The sequence below is a fragment of the Comamonas thiooxydans genome, assembly GCF_002157685.2.
Taxonomy (GTDB): Bacteria; Pseudomonadota; Gammaproteobacteria; order Burkholderiales; family Burkholderiaceae_C; genus Comamonas; species Comamonas testosteroni_H.
Genome location: NZ_AP026738.1, coordinates 3,590,775 through 3,610,987, shown reverse-complemented (window position 1 = coordinate 3,610,987; position 20,213 = coordinate 3,590,775). Strand labels below are relative to the sequence as shown.

Genomic DNA, 20,213 nt, shown 5'->3' with positions numbered 1-20,213 from the left:
ATGCCCATTCAGACAGGCGACGTAAAGCTGCTCAAGTCCGCCGTCATGAGCGATGCGCCCGAGGGCGGTGGTGCCCCGACTGGCGAAGCTATTCCCGATGGTGTGAGTAATGCGATATTTCCCGACATCTCGCAACTGGACCGCGCCATCGGCCGTTTCAGCGCACGCAAAGTGACGCTGGGCGTGCGCACGGACGATACCGACACTTACTTTGGCGCCAACGTCATCGTGGCCGACCCGCCTAAAGACCCGCGTGTCAGCGTCACGCTGTTTCGTACCGGGCAGGCTTTCGACACTCGCAAGGACGCCATTCAGCGTGTCGAGGCCTATCTGAACAAGGGGCCGGAGTGGCCTGGTTGCCTCTACGAGGGCCATATTGCGGGTCAGCGCGTCATCCAGATTTTCCAGCGTATCGCCGAGGCGCTGCCCGCTGTGGGCCAGACCCTGGTCATCGTGCAAAACGAAGGCGCCGCCAATCAGATCGAGCAGTATGTGCGTGCCACTCGCGTGAGTTCGGTGGTGCGCACCTTCACCGACACCAACGGCACGGACTATCAGGCCGCCATCGTGACGATGGAGCTGAGCGACAAGCTGCGCACCGATTTCATCGGCTCGTCTGCTTCGCGGTTTTTCACGCGCGCAAGCAATGCGGCCCGGATTCGGGACACGGTCGTGGCCGATGCCGGCAGCTACGTGAGCGTCAGCCCACTGGCCCGGGCTGCCGCGCTGGGGGATTTCACCGCTGTCGCCCAGAGCGTCTTCACCCAGCTGGTGCCATCGGCACAGACGGAGACACCGATCCCGGCAGGTGTTCCCTATGCCGTGGCCGCACTGCCGGCCTCTGGTGCTGAAGAGGTCACGTTCGTGACGACCCAGGCCTGGGACAGCGCCACGAACCTGGCCCTGCCGGGCGGCTGCCTGCCGGGCTCGCTCAAGATCCGTATCGGCTCCGGCGCGCAGTTCACGGACGAGGCTGGCATTCTGCTGTCGGGCTCCCAGCAGGTGGGCACGGTGGACTATGCCAACGGTATCGTGGCCAGCAGCTCGGGCAACTACGCCGGCAGCAAGACCATCAGCTACCGCCCGGCTGCCTATATGCAGCGCGTGCCGCAGTCCAGCGAGATCGCCATCACGGCAGAGTCTCGCAGCCAGTCCTATGTGGGCTTTATCACGCCTGTGGCTGCGCGTGGCACGCTGTCTTTCAGCTACCGAGCCCAGGGCCGCTGGTATGTGCTGTCGGATGCTGGCGACGGCTCCCTGCGCGGCATCGACTCCAGCTATGGCGCAGGTACCTATAACTCTGTCACTGGCTCCTATGTGATCACCCTGGGTGCGCTGCCGGATGTGGGTAGCTCCATCATCATCCAGTGGGGCGTGCCGACCCAGGAGACCGTGCACGCCGCCGTGGACATGCAGATCACGCAGATCATTGCGCTGGGCCTGCCTGCGGGTCAAGGCCTCTATCCGGGTGCGTTTGATATCAAGTGGCAGGATGGTCAAACGCAGCGTGTTGCTACTGCAAATTCTGCGTGGAAGCTGCAGGGCGATGCGACAGGCGAAGTGCGCGTGGGCCGCTCCGAAGTGCTGTTTGCTCCCAATGTTATGCCGCCCATTGGCACGATTCTGGACGTGACAGTCGACACGGCAGCGGCCACCGAAGTGACGCTGCAGCATCCGTCACGCAATGGCCAGGCCCGTCTCGCAGTGTCAGCTGGTCAGGGTGCGTTGGTGCCGTTTGCCGTCGAAGTCGAATGGAACACGCTGACTGATCTGGCGGTACTGGGTACCTATACCCGCGAGCAGCTCACAGAGATGGGCATCAGCTTGGTTGACCCTACACAGACAGCACGCGATGACGGCAACGGCAAACTGATGCTCAACGGCGTGCAAATAGGCACTGTTGACTACGCAGCGGGCAGCATTGAGTTTCAGCCGGATGTCACGATCAGTATTCCCAAGCCCCGCTACTCCTCCACGCAGATCAGCGGCGGCGGGTTCTCCGGCGACGCTGCGCGCTACCGCCTGAACTATGAGGGCATCGAGTATGTCAGCGCTCCTTCGATATTTCCGAACGATGAGAGCGGCTACGTCAAGATCCGGTTTCGCACCACGGGCAGCGCCACGCGCCAGACCCTGCAGGTGCCGTTCGCGCCCGAATTCGCAATGATCACCGGAGTGCAGGCGCCCGTGGTGCCGGGCTCCGTGGTCCTGCTGCCTGCCAGCGGGCAACCCTGGAGCGATGACGGGCAGGGGACGCTGCGCGTGCTGACGCCGGCGGGCTTTGTGACACGCGGCACGCTCAACTATGCAACGGCAAGGGTGGCGCTCACCTCCTGGACACCGGGCAATGCCAACACCCTGCGCCGGGTCAGCTGCATCACGACGCTGGGCGATGCCATCTCCAGCGCCTACGTGTTTCGCACCGCATCGAGCCCGCTGCGCCCTGGCTCGCTCACGGTGCAGGTGCCTCGCGTCTCGGGTGGCATGCAGAACGTGACCGCTGGTATCGACGGCACGATCTCGGCGCCCGGTGTCGTCGGCACTGTCGACTATGAGACCGGCCTGGTGCGCCTGGGTTTCGGCTCCCTGGTCAACGCGGCGGGCAGCGCGGGTGAGCCCTGGTATGACCCGGCCAATGTGCAGCCGGACGGCAAGATCTTCAAACCCCAGCCGGTGGTCGCCAGCGCCTTGCGCTACGCCGCCGTGGCCTATAGCTATCTGCCGCTGGATGCGGATCTGCTGGGTATCGACCCGGTGCGCCTGCCCAGCGACGGCCGCGTGCCGATCTTTCGGCCAGGCGGTGTGGCTGTGGTGGGCCATACGGGCTCGATCACGGCCACCTTCAGCAACGACCAGACCGTGGACTGCGGCCGTGTGCGACTGTCCCGTGTTCGCCTGGTGGGCGCCGATGGCAAGGTCATCCATGGCGGCTATACCGCCAACCTGGAAGCCGGCCTGGTGCACATCGTGGATGTGGCCGCCTGGGCGCAGCCCGTCACCATCGAGCACCGCATCGAGGACATGGCCGTGGTGCGCGATGTGCAGATCAGCGGCGAGATCAGCTTTGCCAGCCCGCTGTCGCACGACTACCCGCTGGGCAGCTATGTCTCAAGTGCGCTGACGGCCGGCTCGGGCGTGGCCAGCGACCTGTTTGCCCGTGTCAATACGGTGTTTGACCAGCAGACCTGGACGGGGCTGTGGGCCGATGTGGTGACGGGCAATGAAGCACTGGCCTCGTTCAACCATGCGCAGTTTCCGATAGTGGTCACCAACCGGGGAGCGATCACCCAGCGCTGGGCCTTGCGCTTTACCTCGCCCACGCAGTTTGACGTCATTGGCGAGAACGTCGGGGTGATTGCCGTGGGCAACACCGATGCCGACTGCCAGCCGATCAACCCGGCCGAAGGCGTTCCCTACTTCGTGCTGCCCTGGAAAGGCTGGGGCAATAACTGGGCCGCAGGCAATGTGCTGCGCTTGAACACCGTGGAGGCCGGCATGCCGTTCTGGGTGGCCCGCACCGTGCAGCCCGGTCCCGAGACGGTGCCCGACGACACCTTCACGCTGCTCGGCCGTGGCGACGTGGACAACCCCAAGCCTTAACCATTCTGGAGAGACCTCATGCCTTACGGAACGCAAAGCAAGTTTTTTAGCAGCGATATGGCCGGTGCGCCCGCGCTGTACGCCGATGCCGGCGCCTATGTGGCGCTGCTCGATGCCGTGCTGGTCAACGGCTATGGTGCAGCCACAATCAGCCAGATCGTCGTGACGGATGGCGTGGCCGTGGCGACCACGGCCCTGGGCCACAAGTTTCGCAAATGGCAGGTCGCCCTCAATACCGGCGCGGGTCATGCCGGGCTCAACGGCGAGCACCGTGTGATCGGCGTCAGCGGTGCAAGCTACACATTTGAAGTGACCGGCGTGCCCAACGGCACCTACAACGGTGGAGAAACAAAAGTCGCGCCCCTGGGCTTCGAGATCACGGCTACGTCAGCGAACCAGCGTATCTACCGCAGCGAGGACTCCCGCCGCAATGCCGTGAGCCTGTTCGTAGATGACAGCAACACCGTCACGGGCTGGAACATCGGCAGCAACAAAGCACTGACGCAAGCGCGCCTGGTGTGCGATGTGACCGATATCGGCAGCTATGTGACGCTGGGCACGACCTGGTGGCCCAAGGCCAATGCCGTATCGGGCACGGCGGCACGCCCCTGGATCATCGCCGGCGATGCGCTGGGCTTTTATTCGGCGGTGGATGTCGTAGCCAACGGCTTTGCCGTGGCCAGCAGCCACTTCATGCAACTCAATACCCTGGCCGCAGGCGATCAGTTCGCCACGATGCTGGAGGGAGCGAGTCCAACCACTGACACGATGAGTAGCTACGCGAACGGGGTGGGAAGTGCGGGCGCTGGCATGTCTGCCATGACCATGGGGGCGCGGGTGATTGCCCGCGGACTGGCGCAAAACGGTGCGGCCATTCCCATGCGGTATTTGGGCCTGGGCTGCATGGCGCATAACTCCTCCCCGCCGTTTGGCTGGACGACCAGTGGCAGGCGCGGTGGCACTGCAGCAATTTATCAGTTTGGAGGAATGACGTCGGTAAACCCTGCGGACTCCGGGCTGGTGTTGGGACAAAACGTAATTGCGGTGCACAGTCCTTCAGGGCTGGTCGATGGCAAAGACTTTGTGGGGCGTGCCATCTTGCCGGGACTTTACTCGGTGCCTGCCGACAGCAACTGGGCCATGACGGCGACGGTGCAAGAGGCGCCGGGCGGCATGTCGGGCTCCAACTTGCTGCCACTGCCAGCATCAACAGGCGGCGGTTTAATGGGGTCGACAGAAACACCCAGTGCCAACACCCTGGGCGGCTACTACGTCGACATCACCAAGGACTGGCGATGAGCCGGCCGGTCACCTTGTCGGGGGCGCTGCTGCGGCCGCTGCTGCAGCGGCAGGATTTCAGCAACGGGGTGCCCAAGGCATTCCCGCAATCCGTGCTGCTGGCCAAGCCGCTGCTGGCCGCCGCAGTGGGCCTGGGCAATGGCTTCATTGCATCCACCGTGGAGAAGCAGGAGCAGGCAGACCCTGCGCCGCTGCCGCTCGCTCGCCGGGTGGTGCTGCTGCTGGAGCCCACGCTGCAACTGGTGGCCGAGACGGTCAGCGATGCGGCAACGGGTGCCTATCGCTTTGACGGGCTCAACCCGAATGCCCGCTTCACGGTGATCTCGTTGGATCACCTGCACAAGTTCAGGGCCGTGCTGGCCGACAACCTGGCGCCCTCGGTATGAGCCTGCTGCGCATCTCCGCCCGCCACAACAGCGCCAGGCTGCAGGCCACGCTGGCGGACATCAACGCCGGTCCGGCCGCCGCGTGTATTGAGGTATACGACGGCTTGCTGCCCAGCACGCCCGAAGCCGCTACGACTGCGCGCCTGGTCGGGCGCGTGACGCTGCAGGTGCCCGCCGGCGAGATCGTGAGCCATGCGCTGCGCCTGCTGCCCGAGGGCGACGGCATGGCCCTGCTGACCGGAGTGGCCGGCTGGGCGCGCCTGGTCAATGGTGCGGGCGAGGTCGTATGCGATGGCGAATGCACGGCGGCCGATGGCGCCGGCCCTTGGCGGCTGTCCAGTCTGCAACTGTATGCAGGCGGTGCGGTGCGCCTGATCTCTGCGGTGCTGGGGTGATCTGATGGCCGACTCTGCACGCCTGGTCTTCAAGCGCAAGCCCTCTGCCAATGGGCGGCTGGTCTTCGGCCTGCCCGATGGGCAGGAGGTGCAGCCGCCTGGCGTGGAGCTGCATCTCGACGCGCAACTGCCGGGCATGACGCTGCAATGCGATCTTGAGTACGACAGCAACACCGCCCGCCCGCTGGTGGCGGCAAGCACCTCGGACTGGCAGTCTGCAGTGCAGCACAAGGCTGGGGTGCTGGAGCGCATGCAGGGCTCGGTGCGCAGTCCTGCAGGCTGGCAAGGCCGATGGCAAGCCGCGCAGGCCCGGCCCCAGGCGGCAGAGATCCGGCAGGCGGGCACGCTGCGGCCGGCCAAGCTGCAGATCGCAATGCGCCATCAGGACGGCCTGCCGTTGCATGAATCGGCCGCAGTGCAGGCGCAGGCCGGCTGGCCCATCAATCCGCAGCTGCGGGCCCGGCATCAGCGCGGCGAGCCCGTGCAAAAGCAATCCGAGCTGCCGCACCAGGACGGCCTGCGTGATCGGTTGGCAGAGCAACGCTCGGGCATGCAGAGCGCACTGCCGCTGGTAGCCGGGGTGTCGACGGACCACCAGACGGCGCGGCCGTGGCTGCTGGGCTTTGCGGTGCGCTACCAGGAAGCGGTGCCGCCGCCACCAGGCATCAGCAAGCGCCCCGGCCCGCCGGTCGATCCCGAGCCGCCCGTGGACCGCTGCTATGTACCCGATCCGCGCCTGCTCTTCAAAGCGCTGGCGGCGCGTGATGGGCGTCTGATTTTTGTGTGTGAATGCACTGGCGGCGGGCCAGGTGCATTGGTCGTAATCCCAACGCGAAGGGCGTATATCGTGCTCAACAAAATAGTGCTGACGCGGTTGGATACCGGCGTCGAGCTGCCTGCTCTGGCTTTCAATATGTCCCTGGACTTCCAGAGCTGGACGTGGAACTGGACGGCCTCGCTGCATAAGGATGCGGCTTTGCACCTTGGCCGTGACGCGGATGGCGACCCTGCGCAGTTCCTGGCCAACGTCAATGGCGTGTCATTCAAGCTGCGCCTGGAGCGCACCAGCCGCGACCGCAGGTTCTTGCCCCAGGAGCGCTGGTCTGTCTCCGGGCGTGGCCTTGCCGCAGTCCTGGCCGAGCCTTGGGCCAAGTCCATGTCCTTCGGTAGCCCAAACCAGACGCTGACGGCCCAGCAACTGGCAGCAGAGGTGCTCAAGGTCAACGGCGTCTCCATTGGTTGGGGCGTCGACTGGCAGTTGGAGGACTGGCAAGTGCCTGCAGGGGCCTGGGCGCTGCAGGGCAGCTACATGGATGCCATTAACGATATCGCGGCGGCGGCTGGCGGTTATGTGCAGCCCCATAACACCGCCCAGGTGCTGCGCATCCTGCCCAAGTATCCGACTGCACCCTGGCATTGGGGCGATGTGGTGTCGGATTTCGAGATTCCAGGGGCAGCGGCAGAGGTCGAAGGCGCGGAATTCCTGGACAAGCCGGATTACAACAGGGTGTTCGTTGGTGGCATGAGCGCGGGCGTGTTTGGCCCCATTACTCGGGCCGGGAGCGCTGGCGACCTGACTGCACCCCAGGTCACACACGCCTTGATCACGGACTCCACGGTGCACCGGCAGCGCGGCCTGGCAGAGCTTGCCGACACGGGTCGCCAGGCGCGGGTTTCTCTATCCATGCAGGTGTTGCCCGAGACTGGTGTGATTCTGCCGGGGCAATTTATTCGCTACATGGGGCCGGAGACCGTGATGGGGATTGTGCGGTCGACGTCGATCAACTGGGTGGCTCCCAAGCTGCGTCAGACGCTGGAGGTCGAAACTCATGCCTAACCTCTACAAGCAGTTCATGGATCTGCAGTCGCCCAAGCCTTTGCTGGTGGGCACGGTGGCTTTTGTGATCAACGGTGTGGCCACGATCAACATGCCAGGTGGAGGAAGGCTGCAGGCGCGAGGCCCAGCGCAGGCTGGCCAGCGCGTGTTTGTGCGGGATGGAGCGATCGAGGGCGAAGCTCCGAACCTCACCTATACAGAAGGGGAGGTGTAGCCACCCAAAAAAGAACGGGCGACCTGGTTAGGTGCTACGAACACCCAGCCAAGCCCCAACCGCAGAACCAGCCTGCAAGCTGGCAAGGCCCGCTCACCCTGTACAGAGCGCGCTGAGCCTACCAGAGTTTTAAAGGTTTAAAGGCTTGCAAATGGACGATATCCGCTGCGGCAACTGCCGCAAGAAGTTAGGCGAGGGCGTATACGTGCGCCTGAGCATTAAGTGCCCCAGGTGTGGGGCCTTCAATCAGCTGAGTGCCGTGAGTACCGAACCAGAGCCCCCTGCAGGGCCAACAGCTGAAACCAATGACAAACCCAATCGTGCCCTGGATCGGAGGCAAACGCCGCCTGATCGATCTGCTCCTGAAACGCTTTCCAGTCCATAGCTGTTACGTGGAGGTCTTTGCTGGAGGGGCGGCAGTCTACTTTGCCCGCCACCCAGCCGATGTCGAAGTCCTCAACGACGTCAACGGTGACCTGGTCAACCTCTACCGGGTGGTGACCCACCATCTGGAAGAGTTTGTGCGGCAGTTCAAGTGGGCCTTGACCAGTAGGCAGGTCTTTAAATGGCTGCAGGAAACCAGGCCGGAAACCTTGACGGACATCCAGCGTGCTGCACGGTTCTTTTACCTGCAGCAGCAGAGCTTTGGCGGGAAGGTGGCTGGCCAGACCTTTGGCACGGCGACCACGGCTCCAGCCATTAATCTGCTTCGGATCGAGGAGAACCTTTCGGCAGCCCATCTGCGCATGGCTGGAGGCACCTACATTGAGCAGCTCGACTGGGCCACCTGTGTCAACCGCTACGACCGCGCCCACACGCTGTTCTACCTTGATCCTCCCTATTGGGAGACCGAGGGCTATGGCGTGCCGTTTGAGTGGGAGCAGTACGAGCTGATGGCCACAAAGCTCAAGGAAATCAAAGGCAAGGCCGTCATAAGCATCAACGATCATCCAGCCATTCGGGACTGCTTCAAAGACTATGAGATGGAGTCTTTAAAACTGGACTACACGGTTGGAGGTGGCGCGAACCGGGTCGAGCGTGGCGAGCTGGTGATTTACAGCTGGGCTAGGAGCGAGGAGCCTGCGGGGCTGTTCTGAGGAAGCTGTGGCGCATCCACGAAACAAAAAAAGTGGCCACTAGGGCCACTTTTAGATTTCGAACTTGGAACGGTCTTGATCTTTGATCCAGGCCGGAGGCTTTCCTCGGCCAGTCCATGTTTGGCCAGTTGCTGGGTCGCGGTATTTAGGGGCGACGGAGCCAGTCTCACGCTTTTGTTTTTGCTTGGTGGTAGGAAAAACGTCATCCTGCATCAGACCGAAAGCCTCGACCAAGTCCCTGATTTTTTGCACCGCGCCTGCGACTTCAGCCTTTCGAGCGGCAGCAATCTGCTGTTCAAGAGCTTCGCGTTGCGCCAACAATTCCTTGTACGAATTTGTGCTCATTTAAAAGAGATCCTCTGTAAATATTTGTGAAAGCACTAAATTGGTGCACTCATACATGAGATACATCGCTTATGCAGTTGGTCACTTCCAATCGAAAGTGACTGAGTGAATTGTGTACTATTTTGAGGTGTGTTAATTAAAAAGTACTTAAAAATAAAAAAACTGAGCTGGAGAGATGGGTGATCCCACGACCTTGAGCTGCACGTCCTTACAGATAGTAATCATACTGAGCATGACGGGTGGGCCATCTTCGACGATGGGAAACTGGAATGTTATTGAATTTATGGTTTGAATTAATATTGGATGATACTAGATAATTAATACCTGCGGTTAAATTTTGGATTGGGTTGACTTGTATATGAAAAGCTGCGATTAATTAGTTCGCTAAACATATAAGCGATGGCCATATTTTCCTGATCGGATCCCTCTTCTGGGATATTTCCAAGAGTTAAATCAATAGAAATTCCCATTGACTGCGCAATATAAGAGAAGACCGAAAAGGCAACCGGGATATCAATCTTAATCAAGGATTCCATTTCGCTAATTGTGGGCTCTGACGAAAAATTGAACCAAGAAAGCGCATTTTCTATTGGACGAAAAAACCCGATGTCGCGCAGGACATAAGGAAGATTGGTATTCTCAATCTCATCGAAATACGCTGGAGTTCCTAGGAAGGGGACTGTCGCCCTTGCATCAACGACACATGCGTTAATCTTCAGATTTCCTTTGTATGCCTCTAGCTGGTGCAGCATCTGCACTTTGCGAATAATGACAGATAAAAAATATAGAGATGGCAGTAAATTAGTAATCATCAGACTATCTGTAATGTCCCTGCTTCTAAGGATTTTAGCTAGTCTCGGTAGCTCGTATTGGTCGGCCTGATTGTCAAAATTACCATCAGACCAAATATGGGTGGCGATAGGGATCTGTATGAAGTGAAGCTTTCGTTGATAGTCATAGTCCCAAATTACGCCACTGCTTTTTATTTGACGCTCAGTTCTCCTTGCTAAAAAGGAGGTGTCAAGTGTTTGTACCTGATCAAAGAGAGGGAGGGAATTTTCCGCATGCTTCGTCAGTGCAATTTTACGAAAATCAGAATGCTTGCAGTGAGAAGAATTTACACCGCCATCATCTGCGAGTATCACAACATGAATTGAAGGAGTACCCTGTTTGAACTGATCAGATAAAGACTCTACACGTGCACGGATTCTGTCTTTTCGATGTAGTGAATCGGCCCACAGTCGTTCTTGTTGAGAAGAGTCAGTCAGTTGGATGGGGGATGCAGCGTCGCCCACGCGGACATAAATGCATCCGTTGCTATGTAGATAAGGACCTTGGCGCCCTTTGGGGGTTGATATAACGACTATCCAGCGTTTATCTATGTCTTTCTCTATCTCCTTAAGCTCGACTGCGTTGACTTCGAAAAATGTCGGAGGGGTTACATGGGCAGTAACGGCATCTCTTGCCCGTAATATACATTGATCAGCATCCTCGCGAGACATTGGAGCAAATCCAGCCAGCCGGCGAGTTTTCTGCTCTTCCTTCGCCCCAATGACTAGCAGGCCGCCATGAGAGTTGGCGAAGGAGCTGATAGATTTAGCAATTTTTGAATTTTCCGGGGTGCGCTCTTTGAATTCGACAAACCAGCCTTCTTCAAGAGTCATCAGTTCGGGAATGTGGTCGCTATTGATTGCACATGCGGACTTTAAATATAGAGGCTCCACTGTACGTTGTTCTGAAGCTTGGTTCTGATGTGCTTCGTCAATTCTTTCTGATTTTTGAATTGCAGCCTCTTGGATATCTGTTTTGTCATCTGCATTCAGCATTTTAATTTCCTGAGCTTAGTGATTTTAGAAGTGGCAAATTTTTTGAGAACAATGAAATTGCACTTGAGTTATCAAAAAATACCGAATAAAACTGCTTTTAAATTAGAGAAATGTGCTAAGTGGCCATTCTAGCTATGAATGTCAATTGATCCTAAATTTCTAGAAATAGCTCGCGTAACAAGGAATGTATGGGGAAGTGATCGTTTTGGCACCGAGGGCTGGCGATTGCAATGGTGAGCTTTCGAGTGAATTCCTGTCTTTAATTGCAAAGCGACCAATTTGCTGAAAGCTAAGCCACAAGAAATGAATAGGGTGCCTTGAGGCAGGGCACCAGGTCATGGTCTCGGCACGAATGTCGTGGAAAGGCTGTGAAGTCCCAAGGCCGGGGCATTCACCGTCAGCACCGTGCTTGGGTGATGGATTCGATGATTGGCGAAAAAACAACAATTTTTGAGCCTGAACGCTTGCCAATTTGTCAGCCTTGGTGCCAAAGCTTGTGCTACTTTGTGCCAAAGAGCGCGCAAATTTGTGCCAAAGGCCGCGCAACGCAACTACTCAACGCAACTCAAACGCAACTTGCATGGCTGTGGTGGTCTCTAAATGAATGCGGCAGGGCGACATTTTTACATGGCAGAAAACCGGGAAAAAAAGCCAGTTTCCCAATGAAAACACCTTTTGAAAGTTGAGCTAAATCCTTGAGTCTTGTACAAGACTTAAAAAAATCGGCCCGGTTGCGCGTAGAATTTTGTATTGTGGGAACGCATTGCATCAAGAAAGTGTCGTCCCGCTGTGTCAGGCCCCATTGCGCAAGCCCGGGATGCAGGCCCAAGGCACCTTTCCCCCTTTTTTCACAACCTGAGACAAGAGATGAGTACGCAGCAACCCACCATCATCTACACCTTGACTGACGAGGCTCCCCGCCTGGCTACCAGCGCATTCCTGCCCGTGATCCGTGCTTTCGCAGCACCGGCTGGCATCAATGTGGAGACCAGCGATATCTCGCTGGCAGGCCGTATCTTGGGCGAGTTCCCCGACTTTTTGACCGAAGCCCAACGCGCTCCGAACAATCTGGCTGAACTGGGCAAGCTGACGCTGACGCCTGAAGCCAACATCATCAAGCTGCCCAATATCTCCGCATCCGTGGGCCAGCTGCAGGAAGCGATCAAGGAATTGCAGGGCAAGGGCTATGCCATCCCCGACTATCCTGAAACCGCCATGACCGATGCCGAAAAGGACATCAAGGCACGCTTCAACAGGTGCATCGGCTCTGCCGTGAACCCCGTGCTGCGCGAAGGCAACTCGGATCGCCGCGCGCCTGCTGCGGTCAAGAACTACGCCAAGAAGCACCCCCATTCCATGGGTGAGTGGAAGCAGTGGTCGCAGACCCATGTGTCGCACATGGAAGAGGGCGACTTCTACCACGGCGAAAAGTCCATGACGCTGGACAAGGCCCGCGAAGTGAAGATGGTGCTGGAGACCAAGTCCGGCAACAGCATCGTTCTGAAGGACAAGGTCAAGCTGCAGGCTGCAGAAGTGATCGATTCCATGTTCATGAGTAAGAAGGCCTTGTGCGCTTTCTATGAAAAGGAAATCGAAGACTGCCGCGAGTCGGGCATCCTGTTCTCGCTGCACGTGAAGGCCACCATGATGAAGGTGTCCCACCCCATCGTGTTTGGTCACTGTGTGAAGATTTTCTACAAGGAAGCCTTCGAAAAGCACGGCAAGCTGTTTGATCAGCTGGGCGTGAACGTGAACAACGGCATGGCCAATCTGTACGAGAAGATTGAGACCCTGCCTGCTTCGCAGCGCGAAGAAATCATCCGTGACCTGCACAAGTGCCAGGAGCACCGTCCGCGTCTGGCCATGGTCGATTCCGCCAAGGGCATCACCAACTTCCACTCGCCCAATGACGTGATCGTGGATGCTTCCATGCCTGCCATGATCCGCGTGGGTGGCAAGATGTGGGCCGCTGACGGCAAGCCCTACGACTGCAAGGCCGTGATGCCTGAGTCCACCTTTGCCCGTATCTACCAGGAAGTGATCAACTTCTGCAAATGGCACGGCAACTTCGACCCCAAGACCATGGGCACCGTGCCCAACGTGGGTCTGATGGCGCAAAAGGCCGAAGAGTATGGCTCGCACGACAAGACGTTTGAGATCGCCGAAGACGGCGTGGCCAACATCGTGGACATCGCCACCGGCGAAGTGCTGCTGAGCCAGAACGTGGAAGCTGGCGACATCTGGCGCATGTGCCAGGTCAAGGATGCTCCTATCCGCGACTGGGTGAAGCTGGCGGTGACCCGAGCCCGCAACTCCGGCATGCCTGCCGTGTTCTGGCTGGACCCCTATCGTCCCCACGAAGCCGAGCTGATCAAGAAGGTGCAGACCTACTTGAAGGAATATGACACCAACGGCCTGGAAATCCACATCCTCTCGCAAGTGCGCGCCATGCGCTACACGCTGGAGCGCGTGGCCCGCGGTCTGGACACCATCTCGGTGACCGGCAACATTCTGCGTGACTATCTGACCGACCTGTTCCCGATTCTGGAACTGGGCACCTCGGCCAAGATGCTGTCCATCGTGCCTCTGATGGCTGGTGGCGGCATGTACGAAACCGGTGCGGGCGGCTCCGCTCCCAAGCATGTGCAGCAACTGGTGGAAGAAAACCACCTGCGCTGGGACTCGCTGGGTGAATTCCTGGCTCTGGCCGTCTCGTTTGAAGACCTGGGCATCAAGGAAAACAATGCCCGCGCCAAGCTGCTGGCCAAGACTCTGGACGAAGCTACCGGCAAGCTGTTGGACGAAGACAAGTCGCCTTCGCGCCGCACCGGCGAGCTGGACAACCGTGGTTCGCAGTTCTACATCGCTCTGTACTGGGCCCAGGCTCTGGCTGCTCAGACCGAAGATGCAGCACTGGCAGCCAAGTTCGCACCTCTGGCCAAGAGCCTGGCCGAGAACGAAGCCAAGATCGTGGCCGAGATGAAGGAAGTGCAAGGCAAGGCTGCCGATATCGGCGGCTACTACATGCCCGACGTGGCCAAGCTGGACGCCGTGATGCGCCCCAGCGCCACCTTCAACGCCGCCATCGCGTCGGTGTAAGCCAGCTTGCCTCGCAGAGCGGGTCACACCGCCTGCGAGTGCAGCCCACGCCCCAAAAAGCCGGTGGACCTGAAAAGGTCTCCGGCTTTTTTGTGTCCGGTCTCAGTAGTTGCTATATAGATAGAAGCTGCCTGCGCATGATGCATAAGCGCTGTAGCTTGATTTGATCCGAATTTATGAAAGGCGCTTCATGCCGCTGTATCAGTGTCCTTGCTGCGACTATTTCTCGCTGGATGAGCGTGGCGAGTACAGCATCTGCAGCGTCTGCTTCTGGGAGGACAGTGGCTGGGATGTGGACTGCCCGGATGAATACTCCGGCCCCAACCATATGACGCTGCGCGAAGGTCGCCGCAACTTTCAGCGCTTTGGCGCCTGCGATTACCGCATGCTCAGGAGCGTGCTCCCACCGGCAGCGCGCAGCCGCTATCGACGTAGTCCGCGTGTTCTGCGCAGAGTGGCATCAACCGGCGTGGGGCAGTGACCGTCTGGCCTCGTCAACCCAGCGCAGGAAGCGTATGCTTGGGTGTTGACGCAGCAGCGGATAGCGTTGGCGGTGGTAGCAGTCCCAGTAACTGGCGGCCTGCTGCTTGCAGGTCATCACAAACTCGGGGTTTTCGGTAGCAAAACGGCCGTAGCTGTGTGGCGATAGCCTATGGGTCTGGGCTGCCAGATGCTCGGCAATCTCCAGCACATACTCGCCAGTCGCGCGGACCACGAACGGCAGCACCCAGTCGCAGTCATGCGCCAGCAACTGGCGCAGACAGGTTTCGCGCACATGGCCGTTGGCGTGGCGGCTGCCCAGGCACAGGGTCAGTTGCTGTGTGGGGCCGCTGCTTTCTTGAATGCATTGCTGCAGCTTACGTTCGTCGTAGTACACGCGGTAGGGTGCATGCAGCAATTCGCCATCAATCCTTGCCGTGAAGCCGGGGCAGGACTCAAGTGCTTGCGATTTCTCCAATCTCCGCAGCAGTGCAGCGGCGATATCGCTCAGTGCCTGAGGAAACCGCGGCTGGTAGAGCATGAAGGATGCGGATTCTGGCGGTGCTTAGCGATTGAAGGGCGCGCCGCCCAGCTTGGTACCGGCCTTGATGCCGCGCTTGGCAAACCAGCCCTGGTTCATCTCCAGCACATAGCGCACGGGCTTGGCCGAGCAGTGGGAGTCTTCGCTCATGGGTTTCATGTCGGCCAGATTGACGATGGTGCCGTCATCGGCCACAAAGGCAGCCGTCAGCGGCAGGATGGTGTTGCGCATCCAGAAGCACTGCACGCCGGGTATTTCGAAGACGAAGAGCATGCCTTCCTGCTGGGGCATCTCCTTGCGGAACATGAGACCGATTTCGCGCTGCTGCGGCGTGACAGCCAGTTGGGTGTCGATGCGGTACATGCCGGCCGTCAGGTCGATGCGGCGCAGATTCATCTGCGGCTGACCTTCATCGCGGGCCATGGCCGCGTTGCCGAACAGGCCCAGCAGGGCGCTGCAGGCCAGGGCCAGCAGCGGGGCGCGCCAGCCGGATTTGGGGATTGTCTTGGTGGGGAGGTTCTTCATGAGCCTTGCATGCCAAACAGGAAGTCGGAAGTCACAAGCCTATAGCAATCCGCGTGGGTTGCGGTGCAAATCGCTGTCGCAAATAGGCGGCCGGAGCCGGTCTGCAAAATGCAAAGCCTGCAGAACTCTCCGTTCGGCAGGCTTTGGCGTGAGTCAGGTCCGGCGTACAGAGGCATGGAGTGCCGGTGTCGCCAGACTGGCTTTCAGCGCGCGATCAGGCTGGCTTGTGCATCTTTTTGCTGCTGTGCTGCATATGATGCTTTTTGGCAGGTTTTGCCTTCATATGCTTGACGGTGGGGGCCGCTGCTGCTGCGGCAGGGGTGGCAGGGGTGGCAGGCTGCGCCGGCGCGGCGGCTTGAGCAAAAGCGCCAGCAGCGAACGAACCAGCAATCAGGACAGCGAGTAGTTTTTTCATATATGCCAATTTCCTAAAGATGCGGCAATGCCAAGTTTCAGATTGAAGTGAGGAGCAGCCCATCTGTCCCCCACACCCTCTCAACGGCAGCTCTGTGCCGTCGTTGACAGGTTTTTATGCTGTATTTCTTAAAATTTGCTTAGAGCAAGGTGCCAAAATCGGGGGCAACAAAATAGCACCAAAAAGGTGCGCTGCCGCGCAATATTCAAGACTAGGAGATTTCACAACATGAGTACGTCCCAGCACATCCAGGTTCCGCCGCAGGGGGAGAAGATCAGCGTCAACGCGGACAAGACACTGAATGTTCCGAGCCAACCCATCATTCCCTTCATCGAGGGCGATGGTGTCGGTGTTGATGTGACGCCGGTGATGCGCAAGGTGGCAGACGCTGCCGTTGCCAAGGTCTATGGCGGGCAGCGCAAGATTGCCTGGATGGAGGTGTATGCGGGTGAGAAGGCCACGCGCGTCTACGGCCCCGATGTCTGGCTGCCCGAGGAGACCGTGGCCGCCGTGCGCGACTATGCCGTGTCCATCAAGGGTCCGCTGACCACGCCCGTGGGCGGCGGCATCCGCTCGCTGAACGTGGCACTGCGCCAGGAGCTGGACCTGTATGTCTGCCTGCGCCCCGTGCAGTACTTCAAGGGCGTGCCTTCGCCGCTCAAGGAGCCCGAGAAGACGAATATGGTGATCTTCCGCGAGAACTCGGAGGACATCTACGCGGGCATCGAATACGCGGCCGGCAGCGAGAAGGCGAAAAAGCTCATCGACTTCCTGGCCAAGGAAATGGGCGCCAACAAGATCCGCTTTCCCGAAACCTCGGGCATCGGCATCAAGCCCGTCTCGCGCGAGGGCACTGAGCGACTGGTGCGCAAGGCCATCCAGTACGCCATCGACAACAACAAGCCCAGCGTGACCCTGGTTCACAAGGGCAACATCATGAAGTACACGGAAGGCGCTTTCCGTGACTGGGGCTATGCGCTGGCGCAGCGCGAGTTCGGTGCCGAACTGATCGACGGTGGCCCCTGGTGCCGCATCAAGCACCCCAAGACGGGCAAGGACATCATCATCAAGGACTCGATCACCGACGCCTTCCTGCAGCAGATTCTGATGCGTCCGGCCGAATATTCGGTGGTGGCCACGCTCAACCTCAACGGCGACTACATCTCGGATGCGTTGGCCGCGCAGGTGGGCGGCATCGGCATTGCGCCCGGTGCCAACCTGTCGGAGAGCATTGCCTGCTTCGAAGCCACCCACGGCACGGCGCCGCGCTATGCGGGCAAGGATTATGTGAACCCCGGCTCCATGATTCTGTGCGCCGAGATGATGCTGCGCCACATGGGCTGGCGCGAGGCTGCGGATCTGATCGTCGAGTCGCTGGAGAAAGCCATCCAGAGCAAGCATGTGACCTATGACTTCGCCCGCCTGATGGACGGTGCGACCCAGGTGTCCTGCTCGGGCTTCGGGGATGTGGTGATCTCGATGATGGACTGAGCTGCGCTGCCTGCCCGGTGGCCTCACAGGCCTGCCGGCACTGCGATCTCAGCGGCCGCACCGTCTCCACGGTGCGGCTTTTTTCTGCGCCTGAGACTTGGCGCTTGTAGTCCTGAGGCTGGCGTGCAAACCCTCGAAAGTATGTCGATGTGTATCGGCGTTAAAGCGTGCAATACACAAATGGCAATTAATTTCAGGTGAGGCTATGGCTCCTTCATCCAATGACGGGCGCTGGTACTGGCTTGCAGTGGGGTTGCTGATGCTGCTGATGGGGCTGTACCTGACCATAGGCGGCGGCATTCTGCTGGGCAAGGGAGGCAGCTGGTACTTTGTGCTGATGGGGTTGGCGCTGCTGGTCTCGGCGGCACTGCTGCTGGCGCGGCGCAGGGCCGGCGCCCATCTCTATGCGCTGGCCTTTGTGCTGACCCTGGTCTGGGCCTGGTGGGATGCGGGCTGGGAGTTCTGGCCGCTGGTTTCGCGCCTGATGGTGTTTGCCGTGCTGGGCCTGCTGGTGGCCCTGGGCTATGGGCAGCTTGAGGCGGGCAAGCTGGTCATGAACGACTACGGACGCCTTGGAGCCGGGGTGTCGGTGGTGGTGCTGGGCCTGGGCATCGTCGCGACGGCCGTCAGTGCTTTCTCGCCCAAGGGCGTGATCGCCCCCGAGGTCACCGAAGTGCCTTCGGTAGGCTCCATGGAGATCAGGGCCTCGGACTGGACGGACTGGGGGCAGGGCCTCGCAGGACAGCGCTTTGCGGCTGTCGAGCAGATCAGTCGCAACAATGTCGACAAGCTGGCCGTGGCCTGGACGGCCCGCACCGGCGATGTGCCGCAGAGCACGGGCTCGGGTGCCGAAGACCAGAACACGCCGCAGCAGATCGGGGACCGCCTGTATGTCTGCACGGCCTACGGCAAGGTGCTGGCGCTGGATGTGGACACGGGCGAGGAGAAGTGGAAATTCGACCCCGAAGCCAGGTCGCCCAACTGGCAGCGCTGCAGAGGTCTGGGCTACTTCGATGGCAACGAGGCCGCGCTCAGGGCTTCGGGCGCCTCCGGCAAGGCCGGTGATGTCGCATCGGGCTGTCGACGCCGGCTGTTTCTGCCCACCATCGATGCGCGCCTGATCGCGCTCGATCCCGATTCGGGCAAGCCATGCACCGACTTCGGCAAGGACGGTGTGGTGGATCTGACCCAGGGCATGGACGAGGTCAAGGAGGGCTGGTATCAGCAGACCTCGGCACCGCTGGTGGCCGAGAACCTGGTGATCGTGGGTGGTCGCGTGGCCGACAATTTCTCGACCGACGAGCCCTCGGGCGTGGTGCGTGCCTTTGATGTGCTCAGCGGCAAGCTGGTCTGGGCCTGGGACCCGGGCAATGCCGACATCACCGGGCAGCCGCCGCAGGGTCAGACCTATACACGCAACTCGCCCAATGTCTGGGGCGGCATGTCCTACGACGCCAGACTGGGCCTGGCCTATCTGGGCACGGGCAATGCGACGCCGGACTTCTATGCGGCGCAGCGCACGCCGGAGATGGAGAAGAACAGCTCCGCCATCGTGGCCATGGACATCAGGACCGGCAAGCCGCGCTGGCTCTACCAGACCGTGCACCACGATCTGTGGGACTTCGACATTCCGTCCCAGCCGGCGCTGGTCGATGTGACCAATGCCCAGGGCGGGGTGGACCCTGCGCTGCTGCAGGTGACCAAGCAGGGCATGATCTTCATGCTCAACCGCGAGACCGGCGAGCCTCTGGCAGAGGTGCAGGAGCTGCCCGTGCCGCAAGGCCATGTACCCGGCGAGCGCTATGCGCCAACCCAGCCGCATTCCACGGGCATGCCCAATATCGGCAATCAGACCCTGAAGGAGTCCGATATGTGGGGCGCCACGCCGTTTGACCAGCTGCTGTGCCGGATCGCCTTCAAGGACATGCAACACCAAGGCGTGTTCACGCCACCCGGCATGGGACCGACGCTGCAGTTCCCCGGATCCTTGGGTGGCATGAACTGGGGCAGTGTCTCCATAGACCCGATCAGCCAGACCATGTTCGTCAACGATATGCGCCTGGGTCTGGCGAACTACATGATTGCGCGCGCCGATATGAAGCCTGGCGCCAGCGGCATCGAGATGGGGGCCGTGCCCCAGGAAGGCACGCCGTTTGGGGCCATGCGTCAGCGCTTTCTGTCGCCGCTGGGCATTCCCTGTCAGAAGCCGCCCTTCGGCACCATGACGGCGGTGGATCTGAAATCCCGGCAGATCAAATGGCAGGTGCCTGTGGGCACGGTGCGTGACACCGGTCCTCTGGGCATTCCCATGTGGTTGACCATTCCCATCGGCATGCCCACGCTGGGGCCTTCCATGGTCACAAAGTCGGGGCTGGTGTTCTTCGCGGGGACTCAGGACTTCTATCTGCGCGCCTTCGACAGCGCCAACGGCAAGGAGATCTGGCGCTCGCGCCTGCCCGTGGGCAGCCAGGGCGGGCCGATGAGCTATGTCTCGCCCAGAAGCGGCAGGCAGTATGTGGTGATCACCGCCGGTGGCGCACGCCAGTCGCCCAAGCGCGGTGACTATGTGATCGCCTATGCCCTGGCGCAATAGCGACAGGATGTGAAGCCGTCAGCAGAAGGATGCAGAAAGAATAGCTGCTTGCGCCAGAAGAATAAGGAAC

18 protein-coding genes are annotated in these 20,213 nt (G+C 60.0%); 13 read left to right on the top strand and 5 right to left on the bottom strand.

Annotated features, from left to right (window positions below):
- The 8 genes from CTR2_RS16670 (at nt 1) to CTR2_RS16635 (ending at nt 8,828) form a co-directional block, all read left to right on the top strand.
- A complete protein-coding gene (locus CTR2_RS16670; protein WP_310220829.1) occupies nt 1–3,600 on the top strand; it encodes a hypothetical protein in 3,600 nt (1,199 codons plus the stop codon).
- A gap of 18 nt (nt 3,601–3,618) precedes the next feature.
- Nucleotides 3,619–4,899, top strand: coding sequence for a hypothetical protein (locus tag CTR2_RS16665; protein WP_087082530.1), 1,281 nt, complete (start codon nt 3,619–3,621; stop codon nt 4,897–4,899).
- Nucleotides 4,896–5,285: a hypothetical protein gene (locus tag CTR2_RS16660; RefSeq protein ID WP_140401007.1), complete on the top strand. Its 390-nt coding sequence runs from the start codon at nt 4,896–4,898 to the stop codon at nt 5,283–5,285. Before CTR2_RS16665 ends, CTR2_RS16660 begins: the two co-directional genes overlap by 4 nt.
- Nucleotides 5,282–5,680, top strand: coding sequence for a hypothetical protein (locus CTR2_RS16655; protein WP_087082533.1), 399 nt, complete (start codon nt 5,282–5,284; stop codon nt 5,678–5,680). The genes CTR2_RS16660 and CTR2_RS16655 overlap by 4 nt, the downstream gene beginning before the upstream one ends.
- 4 nt (nt 5,681–5,684) lie before the next feature.
- Entirely contained in the window at nt 5,685–7,517 is a 1,833-nt protein-coding gene (locus CTR2_RS16650) for a hypothetical protein (RefSeq protein ID WP_087082535.1), read from the top strand.
- Nucleotides 7,510–7,731, top strand: coding sequence for a hypothetical protein (locus tag CTR2_RS16645; RefSeq protein ID WP_087082537.1), 222 nt, complete (start codon nt 7,510–7,512; stop codon nt 7,729–7,731). The genes CTR2_RS16650 and CTR2_RS16645 overlap by 8 nt, the downstream gene beginning before the upstream one ends.
- Before the next feature lie 151 nt (nt 7,732–7,882).
- Nucleotides 7,883–8,116 carry a Com family DNA-binding transcriptional regulator gene (locus CTR2_RS16640; protein WP_087082539.1) on the top strand — a complete coding sequence of 78 codons (234 nt, stop codon included), beginning with the start codon at nt 7,883–7,885 and terminating at the stop codon, nt 8,114–8,116.
- Nucleotides 8,037–8,828 carry a DNA adenine methylase gene (locus CTR2_RS16635; RefSeq protein WP_087082541.1) on the top strand — a complete coding sequence of 264 codons (792 nt, stop codon included), beginning with the start codon at nt 8,037–8,039 and terminating at the stop codon, nt 8,826–8,828. Before CTR2_RS16640 ends, CTR2_RS16635 begins: the two co-directional genes overlap by 80 nt.
- Before the next feature lie 51 nt (nt 8,829–8,879).
- Here CTR2_RS16635 and CTR2_RS16630 read toward each other — a convergent pair whose 3' ends face one another.
- The gene (locus CTR2_RS16630) at nt 8,880–9,173 is read right to left on the bottom strand and encodes an H-NS histone family protein (protein WP_087082543.1); all 294 of its coding nucleotides are present in this window, start codon (nt 9,171–9,173) and stop codon (nt 8,880–8,882) included.
- A gap of 317 nt (nt 9,174–9,490) precedes the next feature.
- Nucleotides 9,491–10,999, bottom strand: coding sequence for an AlbA family DNA-binding domain-containing protein (locus CTR2_RS16625; RefSeq protein ID WP_087082545.1), 1,509 nt, complete (start codon nt 10,997–10,999; stop codon nt 9,491–9,493).
- A gap of 368 nt (nt 11,000–11,367) precedes the next feature.
- On the opposite strand from CTR2_RS16625, the gene CTR2_RS16620 reads away from it, so the two are divergent.
- From CTR2_RS16620 to CTR2_RS16610, 3 genes are all read left to right on the top strand, one after another.
- Entirely contained in the window at nt 11,368–11,685 is a 318-nt protein-coding gene (locus CTR2_RS16620; protein WP_140401008.1) for a hypothetical protein, read from the top strand.
- Between the two features lie 181 nt (nt 11,686–11,866).
- Nucleotides 11,867–14,098: an NADP-dependent isocitrate dehydrogenase gene (locus CTR2_RS16615; RefSeq protein WP_087082547.1), complete on the top strand. Its 2,232-nt coding sequence runs from the start codon at nt 11,867–11,869 to the stop codon at nt 14,096–14,098.
- 190 nt (nt 14,099–14,288) lie between these two features.
- The gene (locus CTR2_RS16610) at nt 14,289–14,579 is read left to right on the top strand and encodes a CPCC family cysteine-rich protein (protein WP_087082549.1); all 291 of its coding nucleotides are present in this window, start codon (nt 14,289–14,291) and stop codon (nt 14,577–14,579) included.
- Here the strand turns inward: CTR2_RS16610 and CTR2_RS16605 are convergent.
- The 3 genes from CTR2_RS16605 to CTR2_RS16595 all read right to left on the bottom strand — a co-directional run bounded on the left by CTR2_RS16605 (nt 14,559) and on the right by CTR2_RS16595 (nt 16,122).
- Complete coding sequence (locus tag CTR2_RS16605; RefSeq protein WP_087082551.1) at nt 14,559–15,119, bottom strand: hypothetical protein; 561 nt, start codon at nt 15,117–15,119, stop codon at nt 14,559–14,561. The genes CTR2_RS16610 and CTR2_RS16605 overlap by 21 nt on opposite strands.
- Nucleotides 15,120–15,143: 24 nt before the next feature.
- Nucleotides 15,144–15,644, bottom strand: a complete 501-nt coding sequence (locus tag CTR2_RS16600) for a DUF192 domain-containing protein (RefSeq protein ID WP_087082553.1) — start codon at nt 15,642–15,644, stop codon at nt 15,144–15,146.
- A gap of 214 nt (nt 15,645–15,858) precedes the next feature.
- Complete coding sequence (locus tag CTR2_RS16595) at nt 15,859–16,122, bottom strand: hypothetical protein (RefSeq protein WP_233506415.1); 264 nt, start codon at nt 16,120–16,122, stop codon at nt 15,859–15,861.
- 165 nt (nt 16,123–16,287) lie between these two features.
- Between CTR2_RS16595 and icd the strand changes: the two genes are divergently transcribed.
- Nucleotides 16,288–17,550 carry an NADP-dependent isocitrate dehydrogenase gene (gene icd / locus CTR2_RS16590; RefSeq protein ID WP_059440329.1) on the top strand — a complete coding sequence of 421 codons (1,263 nt, stop codon included), beginning with the start codon at nt 16,288–16,290 and terminating at the stop codon, nt 17,548–17,550.
- Between the two features lie 205 nt (nt 17,551–17,755).
- Nucleotides 17,756–20,143, top strand: coding sequence for a membrane-bound PQQ-dependent dehydrogenase, glucose/quinate/shikimate family (locus CTR2_RS16585; protein WP_087082555.1), 2,388 nt, complete (start codon nt 17,756–17,758; stop codon nt 20,141–20,143).
- The last annotated feature ends 70 nt before the right edge of the window (nt 20,144–20,213 follow it).